At 61.0% G+C, this 15,414-nt stretch carries 16 protein-coding genes and 1 pseudogene; 8 read left to right on the top strand and 9 right to left on the bottom strand.

Going from position 1 to position 15,414, the window contains the following annotated elements:
* A partial coding sequence (locus tag RDL77_RS21320) for a glucoamylase family protein (RefSeq protein WP_288194622.1) occupies positions 1-561 on the top strand: 561 nt, incomplete at its 5' end.
* A gap of 69 nt (positions 562-630) precedes the next feature.
* Entirely contained in the window at positions 631-1,542 is a 912-nt protein-coding gene (locus RDL77_RS21315; RefSeq protein WP_288194621.1) for a diacylglycerol kinase family protein, read from the top strand.
* A 47-nt stretch (positions 1,543-1,589) separates the two neighbouring features.
* On the opposite strand, the gene RDL77_RS21310 is transcribed toward RDL77_RS21315, so the two are convergent.
* The 8 genes from RDL77_RS21310 to RDL77_RS21275 all read right to left on the bottom strand — a co-directional run bounded on the left by RDL77_RS21310 (position 1,590) and on the right by RDL77_RS21275 (position 8,453).
* Positions 1,590-2,036, bottom strand: coding sequence for a hypothetical protein (locus RDL77_RS21310; protein WP_105732466.1), 447 nt, complete (start codon positions 2,034-2,036; stop codon positions 1,590-1,592).
* Between the two features lie 128 nt (positions 2,037-2,164).
* Positions 2,165-3,043: a S9 family peptidase gene (locus RDL77_RS21305; RefSeq protein WP_288194620.1), complete on the bottom strand. Its 879-nt coding sequence runs from the start codon at positions 3,041-3,043 to the stop codon at positions 2,165-2,167.
* Between the two features lie 15 nt (positions 3,044-3,058).
* The gene (locus RDL77_RS21300) at positions 3,059-4,678 is read right to left on the bottom strand and encodes a molybdopterin-binding/glycosyltransferase family 2 protein (protein WP_288194619.1); all 1,620 of its coding nucleotides are present in this window, start codon (positions 4,676-4,678) and stop codon (positions 3,059-3,061) included.
* The gene (locus tag RDL77_RS21295) at positions 4,675-5,388 is read right to left on the bottom strand and encodes an XdhC family protein (RefSeq protein WP_288194618.1); all 714 of its coding nucleotides are present in this window, start codon (positions 5,386-5,388) and stop codon (positions 4,675-4,677) included. The genes RDL77_RS21300 and RDL77_RS21295 overlap by 4 nt, the downstream gene beginning before the upstream one ends.
* A gap of 9 nt (positions 5,389-5,397) precedes the next feature.
* Positions 5,398-5,730, bottom strand: a complete 333-nt coding sequence (locus RDL77_RS21290; protein ID WP_223612986.1) for an XdhC family protein — start codon at positions 5,728-5,730, stop codon at positions 5,398-5,400.
* Between the two features lie 19 nt (positions 5,731-5,749).
* Positions 5,750-7,006: a VWA domain-containing protein gene (locus tag RDL77_RS21285; RefSeq protein ID WP_288194617.1), complete on the bottom strand. Its 1,257-nt coding sequence runs from the start codon at positions 7,004-7,006 to the stop codon at positions 5,750-5,752.
* Between the two features lies 1 nt (position 7,007).
* A complete protein-coding gene (locus tag RDL77_RS21280) occupies positions 7,008-7,934 on the bottom strand; it encodes a MoxR family ATPase (protein WP_105732460.1) in 927 nt (308 codons plus the stop codon).
* Between the two features lie 18 nt (positions 7,935-7,952).
* A complete protein-coding gene (locus tag RDL77_RS21275) occupies positions 7,953-8,453 on the bottom strand; it encodes a flavin reductase (protein ID WP_374042771.1) in 501 nt (166 codons plus the stop codon).
* Between the two features lie 237 nt (positions 8,454-8,690).
* On the opposite strand from RDL77_RS21275, the gene RDL77_RS21270 reads away from it, so the two are divergent.
* From RDL77_RS21270 to purB, 5 genes are all read left to right on the top strand, one after another.
* Positions 8,691-9,764, top strand: a complete 1,074-nt coding sequence (locus RDL77_RS21270; protein WP_288194616.1) for a branched-chain amino acid ABC transporter substrate-binding protein — start codon at positions 8,691-8,693, stop codon at positions 9,762-9,764.
* Entirely contained in the window at positions 9,764-10,771 is a 1,008-nt protein-coding gene (locus tag RDL77_RS21265; protein WP_288194615.1) for a P1 family peptidase, read from the top strand. Before RDL77_RS21270 ends, RDL77_RS21265 begins: the two co-directional genes overlap by 1 nt.
* Positions 10,772-10,839: 68 nt before the next feature.
* Positions 10,840-11,514, top strand: a complete 675-nt coding sequence (gene rpe, locus RDL77_RS21260; protein WP_288194614.1) for a ribulose-phosphate 3-epimerase — start codon at positions 10,840-10,842, stop codon at positions 11,512-11,514.
* Positions 11,514-12,251 (top strand): DUF2259 domain-containing protein, encoded by a 738-nt coding sequence (locus RDL77_RS21255; RefSeq protein ID WP_288194613.1) that lies wholly within the window; start codon positions 11,514-11,516, stop codon positions 12,249-12,251. The genes rpe and RDL77_RS21255 overlap by 1 nt, the downstream gene beginning before the upstream one ends.
* A 111-nt stretch (positions 12,252-12,362) precedes the next feature.
* Positions 12,363-13,670 (top strand): adenylosuccinate lyase, encoded by a 1,308-nt coding sequence (gene purB / locus RDL77_RS21250; RefSeq protein WP_223612979.1) that lies wholly within the window; start codon positions 12,363-12,365, stop codon positions 13,668-13,670.
* A gap of 63 nt (positions 13,671-13,733) precedes the next feature.
* Here the strand turns inward: purB and RDL77_RS21245 are convergent.
* Positions 13,734-14,632, bottom strand: a pseudogene (locus tag RDL77_RS21245) (VOC family protein).
* Between the two features lie 172 nt (positions 14,633-14,804).
* On the opposite strand from RDL77_RS21245, the gene RDL77_RS21240 reads away from it, so the two are divergent.
* Positions 14,805-15,353, top strand: a complete 549-nt coding sequence (locus tag RDL77_RS21240) for an alpha/beta hydrolase (RefSeq protein WP_223612977.1) — start codon at positions 14,805-14,807, stop codon at positions 15,351-15,353.
* Positions 15,354-15,414 lie beyond the last annotated feature (61 nt).

Genomic DNA, 15,414 nt, shown 5'->3' with positions numbered 1-15,414 from the left:
GGGCCGCTGTTCTTCGCCCATTATTCGTTCTGCGGCCTCGATCCGCGCGGGCTTTCCGACCGCTATGCCGATTACTGGCAGCAGAACTGCAACCATGCCCGCATCAATTACCAGCATTGCGTCGAGAACCCGCATGGGTATCGCGGCTATGGCCCGGACAGCTGGGGCCTGACCTCGAGCCACGGCCCCACCGGCTATGTCGTCAGCTCTCCGGCCTCGGATTTCGGCCTGATCGCGCCCACGGCCGCCCTTTGCAGCCTGCCCTATCTGCCCGAGGAGGCCATGAATGCCTTGCGGCACTTTTTCCAGCTGCCCCAGGCAAAGGTATGGGGGCGCTTTGGCTTTGTCGATGCGTTTTCACAGACCAGCGGATGGTTTGCTCGTACCTATCTCGGTATCGATCAGGGACCCGTGGTTGCCATGATCGAGAACCATCGCACCGGCCTGTTGTGGAACCTGTTCATGAGCGCCCCGGAAATTCAGGACGGGTTGCGCACACTCGGTTTTTCCAGCCCGCATCTCGCCGCTGCCCGGCAGGAAATTTTGGAACCATTGGGCTGATTGTGCATTGCCACAAGCGGAGCGGCCGGCCACATTCTGCCGGATCGCGGCAGCCATCGGGGAGTATTCATGCAGGTTCATGCCGTTTTCAACCGCGATGGCGGCACCTTTCGCACCCTCGACATCGCGGCATTCGCCCTGAAGGCGAAAGAGATCTTCGAACAGCACGGGCATGCCTTCCAAAGCGATGTTGTGGCCGGCAAGGATATCGTGAAGGCGCTCGAGAATGCGGCCACGAGGGATCGGGACGGCGTGCTGATGGCCGGTGGCGGCGATGGAACCATTTCCGCCGCTGCAGCCGTCGCCTGGAAGACCGGAATTCCGCTGGCAGTGCTGCCCGCCGGAACCATGAACCTTTTCGCCCGGTCATTGAAAATACCGCTTGAGCTGAATGCGGCGCTCGAGAGCCTCGCCAGCGGTGTGATTAGCGCAGCCGATATCTCGACCGCCAATGAGCGCGCTTTCGTGCACCAGTTCGCCATCGGCTTTCAACCGCGGATGATCAAGCTGCGCAACACGCTGGAATACAGTTCCCAGTGGGGAAAGCGCCTGGCCAGCATGCGGGCATTTGCCAAGGTGATAGGGCGTCCGCCCCGCTTTGCCGTCCGGCTGACCATCGACGGCGCATCAACCGAGCGGACAGTCTCGGCGATTTCCGTCTCCAACAACCCCTATGGCCGGGGCTTGCTGCCGATCGCCGACAGCCTGGATCAGGGAAAGCTCGGTGTGTACATCGCCGACAGGATATCGCTTTCATCCCTCGCCAAATTGGCCGCCACCGTCCTGATGGGGTCATGGCGCAACAACAACGACGTGGACGAGATATTGGCCGGGGAAGTCGATCTGCATTTTCCGCATCTTCATGGCCGTAAAAGAGCCACCATCGATGGCGAGCTCATCCCGCTGGAGCGCAACGTCGTCATCAAGGTGCATGCAGGCGCGTTGCGGGTGCTGGTTCCGGCAGAGCCTTCACCCAAATGAAAACGGCGTGACTCTCGCCACGCCGTTTGAACGAAAGCTGGAGACAATCAGCCTTCCTGCTGTTGCGCCTGCTTCTTCTTCGACTTCTTGGCTGGAGCGGCCGTGCCGCCAGCGGCTTTCTTGGCAGCAGCCGCCTCTTCCGCCGCAACCTGGTCGGCGCTCTTCGGCATTGTGTCGACGACGGAGCGGACTTTGCCCTTGTCGGTGACGGTGCACAGCGCATTGCGGATATCGACTTTCAGGGAGACTTCGTTGACGCCACCACCGACAGCGCGTTCATCGACGGCTTTGATATTGCTCGCCGAAAGCACGTATTTGCTCGCTGCGGCAGCAATGCACGGCGCTGCGAGTTCCGAACTGACGGGCGGGCGGACCGGAGAGAATGTTGCGAATGTCGGGCCTGCACTCGGCTCGCCGGTTGTGGAACATGCGGCAAGGGGAATGAGAACTGCCAGGGGGGCAATCCGGCTTAGAATAGAGGTAGGCAGGCGCATGGCTTTCTCCGCAAAGTCTCGTCGCAGGATGATGTCTGTTTAGGCCGGAAACTATTCGCTTTTACCCATTTGTCTAGTGGCACAATCGCCACAATGGGACTTTATTGCCACAATCCCCAGATCGCTCCTTATGGTGTAACGGTGAGCATCCAGTTCAGAACGCCGCGCCAATCCGACATGCGGATGGGCGTTCCGTGGTTACCTGTCTCGAAACGGACGAACCGCACCGGATAACCTTTCGTCGTACTGCGTATTTTCTGGTAGAACGCTTCCTGATTGTCGATCGCGAACACCGGATCGCGGCTGCCGTGACCAAAGAAAACCGGTATGCGCCGCTTGTAGGCGGGCGAACCGATGAACTTGTCCTCCCACAGGGAACCCAGCATTACCAAGCCGGAAATGTTTTTCGCTGCTTCCGCATCCTGCGCCAGTCCCCAGCACAGCGAGCCGCCCATGGAACCGCAGGCGACGAACAGCTTTGCCTGCGGCGATTGCGATTTGAAGTAGGCAATAAGCCCGGCAACCTGCGCCACACCCTTGTCGCCAAAGTCGCGGAAATCGGGCGTGAGATAGAGCCCGCCATTGAGAACCATCAGGTTCTTGATGCGGTTGAAATTACCGCCGAAGGTAAAATCGTTCATGCCCTGCTGGCGGTTGCCGCCCTGCCCGTGCAGATAGATCGTGATCACGGATGCGCCGGGTTCGATTTTCCCGGCAGCCATCACCTTGACCGGACCGCTGGCGGTGGTCACCACCAGATCCTTCTGCATCCGCTTGGCGGCAAGATCGATATACCGGCGTTTGACCCGCAGTTCCGGCACATCGTCGCGGCCATTGATATCGCGCATCTCATTGTAATCGACCACGGTGTAGTCGCCGCCATCGGCCGTCTTCATGATGCCGGGATAGGCAAACAAGTCGTCCTTGAAGGGCGCAAGCTGCGCGGCAAATGTCGCGCTGGAAAGACCGATGGCAGCCAGCGCGCCAAGAAAAATAGTCCTGAACAAATGCAAATCCCCTGATTATCGTGCCGCTGCCACGATGGTGCCGCCGGCCAGCCGAAGCATATCGGGCGTGTCGACGTCAATGGCCGCCGCTTCGCCAAGCTCTACATCAATGACCGGAATATCGCCACGCTCCACCAGATGCCGTGCGCCGACATCGCCGGCCAGCGTAAAAACCTCGTCGAAGAGGAAGCGCGGCAGGATGACGGGATTGCCACGTTTGCCCTTGAAGGTTGCGCGGACGACCGTTTGCCCGCCAACACCCTGGAATTGCCGGATCATGGTTTGCAGATCGGATGCGGACAAGGCAGGCATATCCGCGAGCATGATCATGACGCCGTCCGAGGATGCCGGAACGTGACGGATGGCCGCGTGCAATGACGAGGCAAGCCCGCTGGCATGATCCGTGTTGAGCACAATGTTCACGGGCAGCCCGTCCAGCGCGGCGCTGCATTCCTGCGCCATGTAGCCGAGTACGGCAATCACCGGCTCGCCTCCGGCCTGGACTGCCAGTTCCGCTGACCGGCGGATCAGCGGCACGCCATCGAACGTGGCCAATAATTTGTTGGCGCCGCCCATGCGGCTCGACCGCCCGGCGGCAAGAACAGCTATGGCGACCGCCGGCCTTGGCAGCGGCGGCCTGGGGTCTCTTGGCTGTGGCCGGGTCGGAATTTCCATCAGCAGGCCGCCAACGCCCATACCGACAATATCTGCCTTGGTGACCGGAATATCGGCCAGGAGCCGGTCGATCACCCAGTCAAATCCATTTTCCTTCGGGCTTCGGGCACAGCCGGGCGCGCCGATGACCGGCTTGCCGCCGAGTTCGCCCAGCACCAGCAGGTTGCCGGGATCGACGGGCATGCCGACATGATGAACAATGCCCCCCACGTCCCGGATGGCTGCGGGAACCACGTCATCCCTGTCGACCACGGCGGACGCGCCGAAAATGATCACCATATCGCTGTTGCGGTGCATCTGCCGGATGGATGCCGCCAGCGCAGCTGTCTCGTGGACCGGGCGCAATTCTCCGATCAGGCTCCCGCCGCTGGCGCTCACGCGCGCATCGACAACCCGCATGGTCTTGTCGAGCACGGAGGGTTTCACCGACGCAAGCGTCGTCTGGATCAGGCCGACCCGGGCACCGGAAAAGGCATGAACACCAAAAGCATCACGCTGGTGTGCAAGCGTGGCGATTTCATCGAGAACGGCCTTCGATACGGCAAACGGGATGATCTTGATGGTGACAACCATCTGCCCCGGCTCCACCCGCTCGAATGGTTTGAGCGTGGCTATCGTGACCGATGCATCCACCGAATTGATCGCATTGATCAGGTCGGCATCCACCGTAAAAAGCCCGGCGGTCTGCGCGTAGCAGTTCACCCGTCCGGTGGAGGCAGGGCCGGCCTGAATGCCGAAGCACTGCAGGGCAGCGGTTATCTGCCGGGCGGCGGCATTTTCCTCGACGTCACCGGCACCAAGGCGCGCTGCCGTGACATGGGAAACACCGGCACTGCGCAATTGCGCGATATCGTCCCCGGTCAGGACATGTCCCTTTTTCAGCTTGACCGCGCCCGCATGGGTGGAATGGGCAAGAATGGCGCCGATGGCCTGATCGAGGGGGGTATCGCCGAAAATCATGCGGTCTTTTCCAGTGTTTGGGCCGTACGCAGCCGGCGTGCCCGGAAGGCCTTGATGACTTCAGCCAGCACGGCGACGGCAATTTCCGCCGGACTTGCCGCACCGATGTCGAGGCCGATCGGCGCATGGATGGCGGCAATGCTTTGCTCGTCCAGGCCGAGTGCCTGCAACCGCTCCACCCGCTTGGCATGGGTTTTGCGGCTGCCGAGCGCACCGATATAGAAGCATCCGGCCCTCAGGGCCTGTTCCAGCGCATAATCGTCAATCTTCGGGTCGTGAGTCACCACGGCAACAGCCGTATAGGCATCGAGCGGGCGGGCTTTCAGCGCATCCTGCGGCCATTCAGCCAGAAGCCGCACATCGGGAAAACGGTCCGGCGTGGCGAAGGCCGTGCGCGGATCGATGATCTCCATGTCATAGCCCGCCAGCCGTGCCATCGGCGCCAGCGCCTGGCTGATATGCACGGCACCGATCACCACGAGACGCGGCGGCGGCAGGTGAACGTTGAGAAAGAACGACCGGCCGTCCACCGCGGCGACACCGGACTGTCCGGACAGGAATGCCTTCGCGATCACTTCGCCGAGTTGTCCGGCGACGGGATCGCCCTCCTTGATGACCCGGTCGCGGCCGTCGCCGAGGTCGGTCAACAGCAGCGCCGCCCTGCGGGCCTGGCGTTCGATATTCAGTTTCTTGAGGCAATAGGGATCCATGATGCAATCTCAGCCAAGCCGTTCAACATAGACTTTGATGCGGCCGCCGCAGGAAAGTCCGACCTGCCATGCCGTTTCATCGGCAACACCAAACTCCAGCAGCCGGGGTTCGCCGGTGGTGATCACGTCCATGGCCTCGGCGATCACCGAACCCTCGACACAGCCGCCGGAAACCGAGCCTTCAAAATTGCCCTTTTCATCAATGACAAGGTGACTGCCGACCGGACGCGGCGCCGATCCCCAGGTTTCGATGACCGTGGCAATAGCAACGTCACGGCCGCCGGACATCCAGCGCTCGGCGACGAGCAGCGGATCGTGTTCACTTGTGCTTTGCTGTGTCATGGCCATGCCTCCCGCACCATTATGCGTATAAGCTGGGTTGCTGGGAAGAACTTTGCAACCAGCGCTTGGGATCATCGCGCTTTTCCGATGGGCGGCTCAATGCCTGGCACAAATCCTCCAGCGCATCGAGATTGTGCACGGCGCGAAAATCATCGACATAGGGCAGCATGGCCCTGACGCCGCGGGCACGCGGCTCGAAACCTTCAAAGCGCAGCAGCGGGTTCAGCCAGATCAGGCGGCGGCAGGATTTTGCCAGCCGTTCCGTCTCCGCTTCAAGCCCGCTGGTTTCCTCACGCTCAAGGCCATCGGTAATCAGCAGCACCACCGCCCCCTGCCCGAGCACCCGGCGCGACCACTGACGATTGAACACACGCAGCGTCTCGCCGATGCGCGTTCCGCCCGACCAGTCGTGCACGGCGCCGGTGCAGTGCGCAATCGCATCGTCCGGGTCGCGGTAACGCAGCGGGCGGGTGATGTTGCTGAGGCGCGTTCCGAAGACAAAACAATGCACGCGGCGGCGCTTGGCCATCATCGCATGCATGAAATGCAGGAAAATGCGGGTATACTGGCTCATCGAGCCGGAAATATCCGCAAGAACCACCAAGGGCGGGTGAATTTCCCGCCGCGACCGGAATTTCGGCAGGATGAGGTCGCCGCCGGTTTTCAGGCTCGACCGCATCATCGCCCTGGGATCGATGCGTGGGCCCTTCGGATCGGCCCGGAAACGGCGTGTCGCCACTTCATCGACCGGCAGGCGGAGCTGATCCATGGCACGCCGCGCCTGCGCCAGTTCATCGGCGGTCATCTGGGCGAAATCCTTCGACCGCAGCACTTCCCTGCCGGAAAAGGTGAAACGCGCATCGATATCGATGTCCGGCGGCCGCTCTTGCGGCGCATTGCGGGCCTTGCCCTTGAACAGCGCTTCGGCAACACGCGCTTCCGCCGCCTTCGGCTTCGGCCGTTCCCGTGCCACGGCAACCGGCGAGAACATCGCCAGCATTTTCTCGATCAGCTCGCGCGAGCGCCAGTACAGCCGGAATGCCTCGTCAAAGGTGGCGTGATCCTCGCGCCTGGTGACAAGCACGCTGTGCAGCGTCCAGTAAAAATCGTCGCGCGAACCGATGCCGCCGGCAAGCACCGCCTCGATGGCGTCCTTGACCGCCGCCGGGCCGACCCGCAAACCTGCCTTGCGCAAGGTCCTGGCAAAATAGACGATATTGTCCGCCAGCCGGCTGTCCTGCCGGGGAGTTTGCGGGGAAGAAGCGAATGTCTCCATGTCAAGCCGCGTTCAATTCTGCCTTGACCTCATCGAGAATGCGCCGCCCTTCGCCCGTTGCGATGCGCGCAATATCGTCCTGATATTTGAGCAGCACACCGATGGTGTCGGAGATGGTTTCCGGATCGAGCGCCAGCTTGTCCATCTCGGTCAAGGCACCCGCCCAGTCGATGGTTTCGGCGACGCCGGGCAGCTTGAAAAGGTCCATGTCGCGCAATTTCTGCACGTAGCGGACAATTTCCGCCGACAGCCGCTCATTGGCGGCAGGCACCTTGCGCCGGACGATTTCCAGCTCCCGTTCCGCCGAGGGATAATCCACCCAGTGATAGAGACAGCGGCGCTTCAGGGCGTCGTGGATTTCCCGCGTGCGGTTGGTGGTGATGATGACAATCGGCGGCTCAGCGGCGACAATGGTGCCGAGTTCCGGCACCGTCACCTGATAGTCCGACAGAACCTCCAGCAGAAAAGCCTCGAAGGCCTCATCGGTCCGGTCCAGCTCATCGATCAGAAACACCGGTGCCCGGCCAGGTTCGCCCGAAAGCGCCTGCAGAACCGGCCGCCGGATCAGGAATTTTTCAGAAAAGACATTGCGTTCGATGGCTGTCTTGTCGGCTATACCGGTCGCCTCATCCAGCCTGATCTCGATCATCTGCGCGGCGTAATTCCATTCATACACGGCGGAGGAGATATCGAGGCCTTCATAGCATTGCAGGCGGATCAGCGGCCGATCCAGCGTCGACGCAAGAACCTTGGCGATCTCGGTCTTGCCGACACCGGCTTCCCCCTCGAGAAACAGCGGCCGTTTCATCCGCAGGCTGAGAAACAGCACCGTCGCCAGCGCCCGGTCCGCCACATAGCCGCCGGTTTCAAGCAGTGCCAGCGTCGCGTCGATCGATTGCGGCAATGATGAAACAGTCTGGTCGGCCATGAAATCTCCGTTTTGGACCTATTCCCCTACACCATGATAGGAGCGGTTGAGATAGACAAGCGATTGGCCGCGCTCCCCGGTGTTGAGCGCGGTGACCTTGCCATAGATGACATAATGCGTGGCAACCTCATGGGTGGCAATGATGCGGCAATCAAAACTGGCGAGTGCGTTCATCAGCACCGGCGCACCGGTTTGCAGCGTTTGCCACTGCCCGAGGGCAAACCGGTCTTCCTGCGGCAAATCCCCCTTGCCGGAAAAGGCCTCGGAAATCGCCCGCTGGTCCGCCGAAAGCACGTTCAGCGCGAAAACCTGGTTTTCGATGAAAAGATGATTGAATTCATGCTGCCGGTTCAAACAGACCAGAATGGTGGCCGGATTGTCGGATACGGAACATGCGGCAGAAATGGTCACGCCACGTCTGCCCGCCGGTCCATCGGTGGTAATGACGTGAACCGCTTCCGCAAAATGACTCATGGCATTGCGGAATGCGAGAGGTTCTATTTTCTGGTCCTTGGCGATGAGCACAGTTTTATTTCCGTTGTCCAAATCATCACTAACGCAACACGCGCCCGAACTATAGCTGTAGAATATTTTTTCTGCGGCTTGGACTCTTTCCGGCGGAACGAGCCAATATTATCGCGCTATGCTTACCCTTTTATATAGAGCCGGATTGCACAGAGTGAAGGAAACAGTTACCCAAATCGAACGTTTCGTCATCCGCCATCTCGAAGGTACGGCAATATCGCAATGAATCCCATGATACGAGCCGCGACGCTTGGTCTGTGCCTGTTGTTCGGCAGCGTCGCCTATGCACAGGACAAGATCGGCGTCATTGCACCGCTCTCCGGTTCCTTTGCGCGGCTTGGCAATCAGTTGGTCGACGGAGCCAATGCCGCGGTTGCCGGCAACAAGCAGGGACAAGACATCAGCGTTGTGACCGCCGACGACAAATGCGATGCGGCAGGCGGGGCCGCCGCCGCCCGGGAAATGGTGCTGGCCAATGCGACGATTGTGGTCGGCTTTCTCTGCACGGAATCGCTTGAAGCCGCCCTGCCCATCCTCGGGCAGAAGGGCATTGCCGTCATTACACCCGGGGTTCGGGATTTGACCCTGACGGAAATGCGCGCAGATACACCCTATCCGGTGTTCCGCATTGCCTCCTCCGAGCGCAATGCCGCCCGTGAGACCGGCGACATACTGGTGAACCTCTGGCGGACCTCGCCCTTCGCCATCATCGACGACGGCACGATTTTCGGCCGCGAGATCGCCGCCACGGTGCGGGGGCGCCTCGAGGAAAAGGGCCTGAAGCCTGTGTTTGCCGATACCTATCGCCCCGGCCTCGACAATCAGAATGCACTGGTCGGGCGCCTGAAGCGGGCCGGAGCGACACAGGTTTTCGTCGGCGGCGAACGGGATGACGTCGCTGCCATCGGTCGCAGCGCCGTGGCGCTCAACTATCCCCTGACGATCATCGGCGGTGAATCGCTCAAGGCAACCGCCAGCGGCAGCGATCTGTCCGTGGGAACGCTGATGATCGCACCGCGCGATCCGGAGACCCTCGAGAGCGCCCGCAATGCCAGCAACGCCATGGAACTTGCCGGCAAAGCGCCCGAAGGTTATGCCATTCCCGCCTACGCCGCAGCGGAAGTTGCCGTCCAGCTGCTGACAACCGCGCAGGCCCAGGCCGCCTCCCTGTCCGATCTTCTCAGGAAAAACGTCTTTGAAACCGCCATCGGCCCCGTGCAGTTCGACGCCCGCGGCGAGCGCATTGCCGATACGTTTCGCCTGCAGCGCTATGATGGAAAACAGTTCGTGCAGGAGACCAACTGATGCCGCTGAAGACAGGACCGCGCAACCTCATCACCGATGTCGCTGGTCTGAGCATCGGCAATGCCGCGGATGCAACCATCAAATCGGGAACCACCGTCATTCTCTGCGATGAACCCGCGACGGCCGCCGTACAGGTTCTTGGCGGCGCGCCCGGCACCCGGGAAACCGATCTGCTTGAGCCGCACAACACGGTTGAAACCATCAATGCACTGGTTCTCTCAGGCGGTTCCGCCTTTGGCCTCGATGCCGCATCGGGCGTGCAGGCGGCCCTGCGCGAAAAGCGCATCGGCTTCAAGGTTGGCGGCCAGCGCATTCCGATCGTCCCTGCCGCCATCCTGTTTGACCTGATCAACGGCGGCGACAAGGATTGGGGCCTTTATCCGCCCTATCGCGAGCTTGGCTATCAGGCCGTGCAATCCGCATCGCGCGATTTTGCCCTCGGCAGCACCGGCGCCGGTACGGGCGCGCTGGTGACCGGCCTGAAAGGCGGGCTCGGCTCGGCCTCATCCATCCTGCCGAACGGCGCGACAATGGGCGCGCTGGTGGCCGTCAATGCCCTGGGATCGGTGACCGTCGGGCGCAGCCGCCACTTCTGGGCCGCTCCCTTCGAGATTGGTGACGAGTTCGGCGGACTTGGCCTACCGCATCCGCTTCCTGCCGACGCGGCGGATATCAAGACAAAATTCAAGGAAGCGGCAACAGATACCAACACGACCATCGGTGTCATCGCCACGGACCTGCAATTGACCAAGGCACAGGCCAAACGTCTCGCCATCGCGGCGCATGACGGGTTTGCCCGCGCCATATGGCCCTCGCATACGCCATTCGACGGCGATCTGGTGTTTGCCCTTGCAACCGGCAGCGCCGGCCGCGCGCCCGAGATCGACGAATTCATCGAATTGTGCGCAGCAGCGGCGTCCACCATGGCACGGGCCGTCGCGCGCGGCGTGTTTGCGGCAACAGCGGCTCCAAACGACCTGTTTCCTGTGTGGAACGCCCGGCCCTGACGGTTTTCATTGTGCGGTCCGGACGCGCGTGGTAACGGGCGCGCACAACATTTCTACCGGAGAACGCCATGAGCCGCCCGCTTGTCATCGCCCCGTCCATTCTCGCTTCCGACTTTTCAAAGCTCGGTTCGGAAGTCACCACCGTGCTCAAGGCGGGTGCTGACTGGGTGCATATCGACGTCATGGACGGCCATTTCGTGCCGAACATCACCTTCGGCCCCGAAGTGGTCAGGGCAATCCGCCCGCTGACCTCTGCGGTTTTCGACACCCATCTGATGATTGCGCCGTGCGATCCCTATATCGAGGCCTTTGCCAAGGCCGGATCGGACATCATCACCATTCATGCCGAGGCCGGACCGCACGTCCACCGCTCGCTGCAGGCCATTCGCGCCCTTGGCAAGAAGGCCGGCATCGCCATCAATCCGGGGACGCCGGAATCTGCCATCGAATATGTCCTGAATGACGTGGATCTGGTGCTGGTCATGACCGTCAATCCCGGCTTTGGCGGCCAGAGATTCATTTCCGAGACCCTGGGCAAGATCCGCAAGGTCAAGGCGATGATCGGCGACCGCCCAATCGATCTGGAAGTGGATGGCGGGATTACCGCCGACACCGCCGGATTGGCAACACAGGCGGGCGCCAATGCACTGGTTGCCGGTTCTGCCGTGTTCAAGGGCGGATCGGAAGCAAGCTACCGCGCCAATATCGAGCTGATCCGCAACGCAACCATCAAGGGCTCGTGATGCGCCTTTCCCTCCTGCTTCGCGCCGCCCTCGCCGTTCTGGTCGCGGGTTTTTCGCCAGTGGCGGCATGGGCAGGAGATGTTGCAAAACTTGACATTCTTGGCTTTTCCAAAGACGGCAAGGTTTTTGCCTTCGAGGAATTCGGCGTCCAGGATGGTTCCGGCTTTCCCTACGCCAACCGCTATTACATCGACACGGCAACCGACGCCTTTCTTCCCAAGACACCGGTGCGGGTGCGCCTCGACGATGAAAAGGCCTCTCTCGCCGATGCCCGCGAAAAGGCTGGCCGGGATGCACAGGGGCTGACCGGGCTTTCCGACACGGAACTGCGCGCCAATGCAGGCGATACGGTCGCAGCCAACCCGATCACCGAACTGTCGGCCGACAAGTTCAAGACGACGTTCAATCCGCGCCCGGTTTTCCCTCCCATGGACGAGCCGCTGACGGTGCAACTGCAAGAAATCGATGTCCCGCGTCCGGACAAATGCCCGGAACCGGAGATGTACAAAGGGTTTCGCCTGACGATCCAGCAGGGCACATCCGCCGATATCAGGACGCTGCACGAAGACAAATCCATCCCGTCGAGCCGCAATTGCCCGCAAGGCTACAGCATCGGCGCCGTCCAGACCTTCTATCTCTCGGATGGCAAACCTGCCCTCGCCATTCTGATCGCAGTCCGTTCAATCGGCTTTGAAGGCCCCGATTACCGCTGGCTGGCCGTCACCGCGCAGCACTGATTTCCGGTCATTTGCCCTGCAGGGCCGAAAAGGCGCGTTGAGTACAGCGCCCTGGTCTGTTAGAGCAGGTTTCACACTCATCCGCCCACCGATTGCCTATAGGAACACACAATGATCCCGCGTTATTCGCGGCCCGAAATGGTCGCCATCTGGTCCCCGGAAACGAAATTCCGCATCTGGTTCGAAATCGAGGCCTATGCCTGCGACGCGTTGGCGGAACTCGGCGTCATCCCGAAGGAAGCTGCTGCGACGATCTGGGAAAAGGGCGGCGCCGCGACATTCGATATCGACCGCATCGACGAGATCGAGCGCGAAACCAAGCATGACGTCATCGCCTTTCTGACACATCTGGCTGAGATCGTCGGTCCCGACGCGCGCTTCGTGCATCAGGGCATGACCTCGTCCGATGTGCTCGATACCTGTTTCAACGTCCAGCTGATGCGCGCCAGCGACATTCTGCTGGCCGACCTCGACAAGCTGCTGGCAGCCCTGAAGAAGCGTGCCTTCGAGCACAAGGACACGGTCACCATCGGCCGCAGCCACGGTATCCATGCCGAGCCGACCACGTTCGGCGTCAAGCTGGCACAGGCCTATGCCGAATTCGAGCGCTGCCGCACCCGTCTCGTGGCCGCACGCGCCGAGATCGCCACCTGCGCCATTTCCGGCGCTGTCGGCACGTTCGCCAATATCGATCCCTATGTCGAAGAACACGTGGCCAAGTCGCTGGGCATGGAGCCGGAACCGGTATCCACACAGGTCATCCCGCGTGACCGCCATGCCATGTATTTCGCCACGCTCGGCGTCATCGCCTCGTCCATCGAGCGCCTTTCGGTGGAAATTCGCCACCTGCAGCGCACGGAAGTTCTGGAAGCGGAGGAATATTTCTCCCCCGGCCAGAAGGGTTCCTCCGCCATGCCGCACAAGCGCAATCCGGTGCTGACGGAAAACATGACCGGCCTTGCCCGCATGGTGCGCGCCTTTGCCCTGCCCGCCATGGAAAATGTGGCGCTCTGGCACGAACGCGACATTTCGCATTCGTCCGTCGAGCGCATGATCGGCCCGGACGCGACGATCACGCTTGATTTCGCCCTTGCCCGCATGACCGGCGTCATCGACAAGCTGCTGGTCTATCCGGACAACATGCTGAAAAACATGAACAAGTTCCGTGGTCTGATCCACTCCCAGCGCGTTCTACTTGCCCTCACGCAGGCCGGTGTGTCCCGCGAGGATTCCTACCGCCTCGTTCAGCGCAACGCGATGAAGGTCTGGGAACAGGGCAAGGATTTCCTCGAAGAGCTGCTGGCCGACGCGGACGTCCGCGCCGCGCTGCCGGAACAGACCATCCGCGAGAAATTCGACCTTGGCTATCATACCAAGCATGTCGACACGATTTTCAGGCGCGTGTTCGGCGAAGCTTGAACACGTCCCGTTGATCAAAAGAAAAGCCCGCGGTTTCGCGGGCTTTTTATTGGCAGAAAGCGGTCAGGCCTTTGCCGGTACGATGCGCATGACATTGCCCCAGGGATCGACGATTTCCCGCTCGCCCCGGGCATCGCTCGACACGAATTCGGCCCAGGCGAGACCGGAACGGTCATTGTCCCGCTTGCCCGCACCCTTGCTCTGCCAGGAATTGGCAGCGACATGGTGATGGTAGCCGCCGGTGGACAGGAACACGGCGCTGCCGCCGAAACCGGCAACAGTCTGCATGCCGAGCTCACGATGCCACCATGCCTCCGCGTCCCCGGCATTGCCGACCCGCAGATGCAGATGGCCAACCATGGCGCCATCGGGCGCGCCATTCCATTCCGCCGTATCCGGCTTCAGCTCGCCAAGCAGATTACCGACATCCAGCGCAGCGGTGCCCATCTCGACGGATGAACCGTTCCATTTCCAGTTCTCATGCGGGCGATCCGCATAAATCTCGATGCCATTGCCTTCCGGGTCCGTCAGATAGATGGCCTCGCTGACAATATGGTCCGATGCGCCGACAATCGGCGTGCGCTGGTCGATGGCGCGCCGCGCCCACCGGGCAAGATCGACCCGGCGCGGCAGCAGGAAAGCGGTGTGATAAAGGCCGGCGCTGTGCGGATCGTCGGCGCGGATCGCCGCTGCCTGCTCGATTTCGAGCAAAGGCGTCTCACCTGCTCCAAGGATGACCGTCTGCCCCTTGCGGGAGAGTTCCCGCAAGCCGACAACCTCGCGATAATATTTCGCCAGCTGATCGGCATCCCTCGCCTTGATGCCAACTTTTGACACATGGGTCGGGCCGTTGCTGCAAAGGGAACACTGTTCATATCTGTCTCCGCGCGGGCTGATCCCGCAATCGCCTGGAAAGCCAGCATTCCGGCACCGCCGACGACAACTCTGCGTGTAACCTTCATGTGCACTCCCGGCGATCCACCTGTTACATCGCATCTAAAGTCGGTCGTTCCATCAACAGATACAAGCCATGCAGCGGCGAACAGCATGTTCACCATTCGCGAACCATCAAATCCGGATTGTTTACAATCTTGTGGCGTTGCGGTTCCCCGATATTTTTCCTAAATGGGGAGCATGAAAGTCAAAGACGCTGATATCCTCATCATTCCCGGTTACACCAATTCCGGTCCCGATCACTGGCAGACGCGCTGGGAGGCCAAGCTTTCCACGGCACGGCGCGTCGAGCAGAAGGAATGGTCGAAGCCTGTCCTTGCGGACTGGGTGGCGGAAGTGGTCAAATCCGTCAACGAGGCGACACTTCCCGTTGTCGTCGTGGCGCATTCCCTGGGGGTGCCGACCTTTGTGCACGCATTGCCGCAGATCGGCAGCAAGATCAAAGGCGCTTTCCTGGTGACGCCGCCTGATGTGTCAAACCCGAAAATCCGGCCGAAGCACCTGATGACATTCGGCCCCTACCCGCGCGAGCCGTTCACATTTCCATCCATCGTCGTTGCCAGCCGCAATGATCACTATTGCGAATATGCCGTTGCAGAAGACCTGGCGGCGGCCTGGGGATCCCTGTTCATCGATGCCGGTGAATCAGGCCACCTCAACGCCGAATCCGGCCACGGACCCTGGCCGGAAGGCACGATGGTCTTTGCGAAATTTATTTCGCAATTATGATTTAGAGCATCGGGCGTTAAATAGGACGTAGTTCTGTTTCGCGGATGGCGAGACAATCCAC

Origin of the sequence: uncultured Phyllobacterium sp., assembly GCF_902479695.1 — a bacterium.
In the GTDB taxonomy this organism is placed as follows: domain Bacteria; phylum Pseudomonadota; class Alphaproteobacteria; order Rhizobiales; family Rhizobiaceae; genus Phyllobacterium; species Phyllobacterium calauticae.
The sequence above is the reverse complement of the archived record's forward strand: the minus strand, read 5'-3'. Positions and strand labels throughout refer to the sequence as shown.

Excerpts from the sequence above, each read along its gene's own strand:
- RDL77_RS21315 (WP_288194621.1), top strand. The coding sequence starts at position 631 with ATGCAGGTTCATGCCGTTTTCAACCGCGATGGCGGCACCTTTCGCACC.
- RDL77_RS21240 (WP_223612977.1), top strand. The coding sequence starts at position 14,805 with ATGAAAGTCAAAGACGCTGATATCCTCATCATTCCCGGTTACACCAAT.
- RDL77_RS21310 (WP_105732466.1), bottom strand. The coding sequence starts at position 2,036 with ATGCGCCTGCCTACCTCTATTCTAAGCCGGATTGCCCCCCTGGCAGTT.
- RDL77_RS21280 (WP_105732460.1), bottom strand. The coding sequence starts at position 7,934 with ATGGCCGACCAGACTGTTTCATCATTGCCGCAATCGATCGACGCGACG.
- RDL77_RS21295 (WP_288194618.1), bottom strand. The coding sequence starts at position 5,388 with ATGGATCCCTATTGCCTCAAGAAACTGAATATCGAACGCCAGGCCCGC.
- RDL77_RS21270 (WP_288194616.1), top strand. The coding sequence starts at position 8,691 with ATGATACGAGCCGCGACGCTTGGTCTGTGCCTGTTGTTCGGCAGCGTC.
- purB (WP_223612979.1), top strand. The coding sequence starts at position 12,363 with ATGATCCCGCGTTATTCGCGGCCCGAAATGGTCGCCATCTGGTCCCCG.
- RDL77_RS21265 (WP_288194615.1), top strand. The coding sequence starts at position 9,764 with ATGCCGCTGAAGACAGGACCGCGCAACCTCATCACCGATGTCGCTGGT.
- rpe (WP_288194614.1), top strand. The coding sequence starts at position 10,840 with ATGAGCCGCCCGCTTGTCATCGCCCCGTCCATTCTCGCTTCCGACTTT.
- RDL77_RS21290 (WP_223612986.1), bottom strand. The coding sequence starts at position 5,730 with ATGACACAGCAAAGCACAAGTGAACACGATCCGCTGCTCGTCGCCGAG.
- RDL77_RS21300 (WP_288194619.1), bottom strand. The coding sequence starts at position 4,678 with ATGATTTTCGGCGATACCCCCCTCGATCAGGCCATCGGCGCCATTCTT.
- RDL77_RS21285 (WP_288194617.1), bottom strand. The coding sequence starts at position 7,006 with ATGGAGACATTCGCTTCTTCCCCGCAAACTCCCCGGCAGGACAGCCGG.
- RDL77_RS21255 (WP_288194613.1), top strand. The coding sequence starts at position 11,514 with ATGCGCCTTTCCCTCCTGCTTCGCGCCGCCCTCGCCGTTCTGGTCGCG.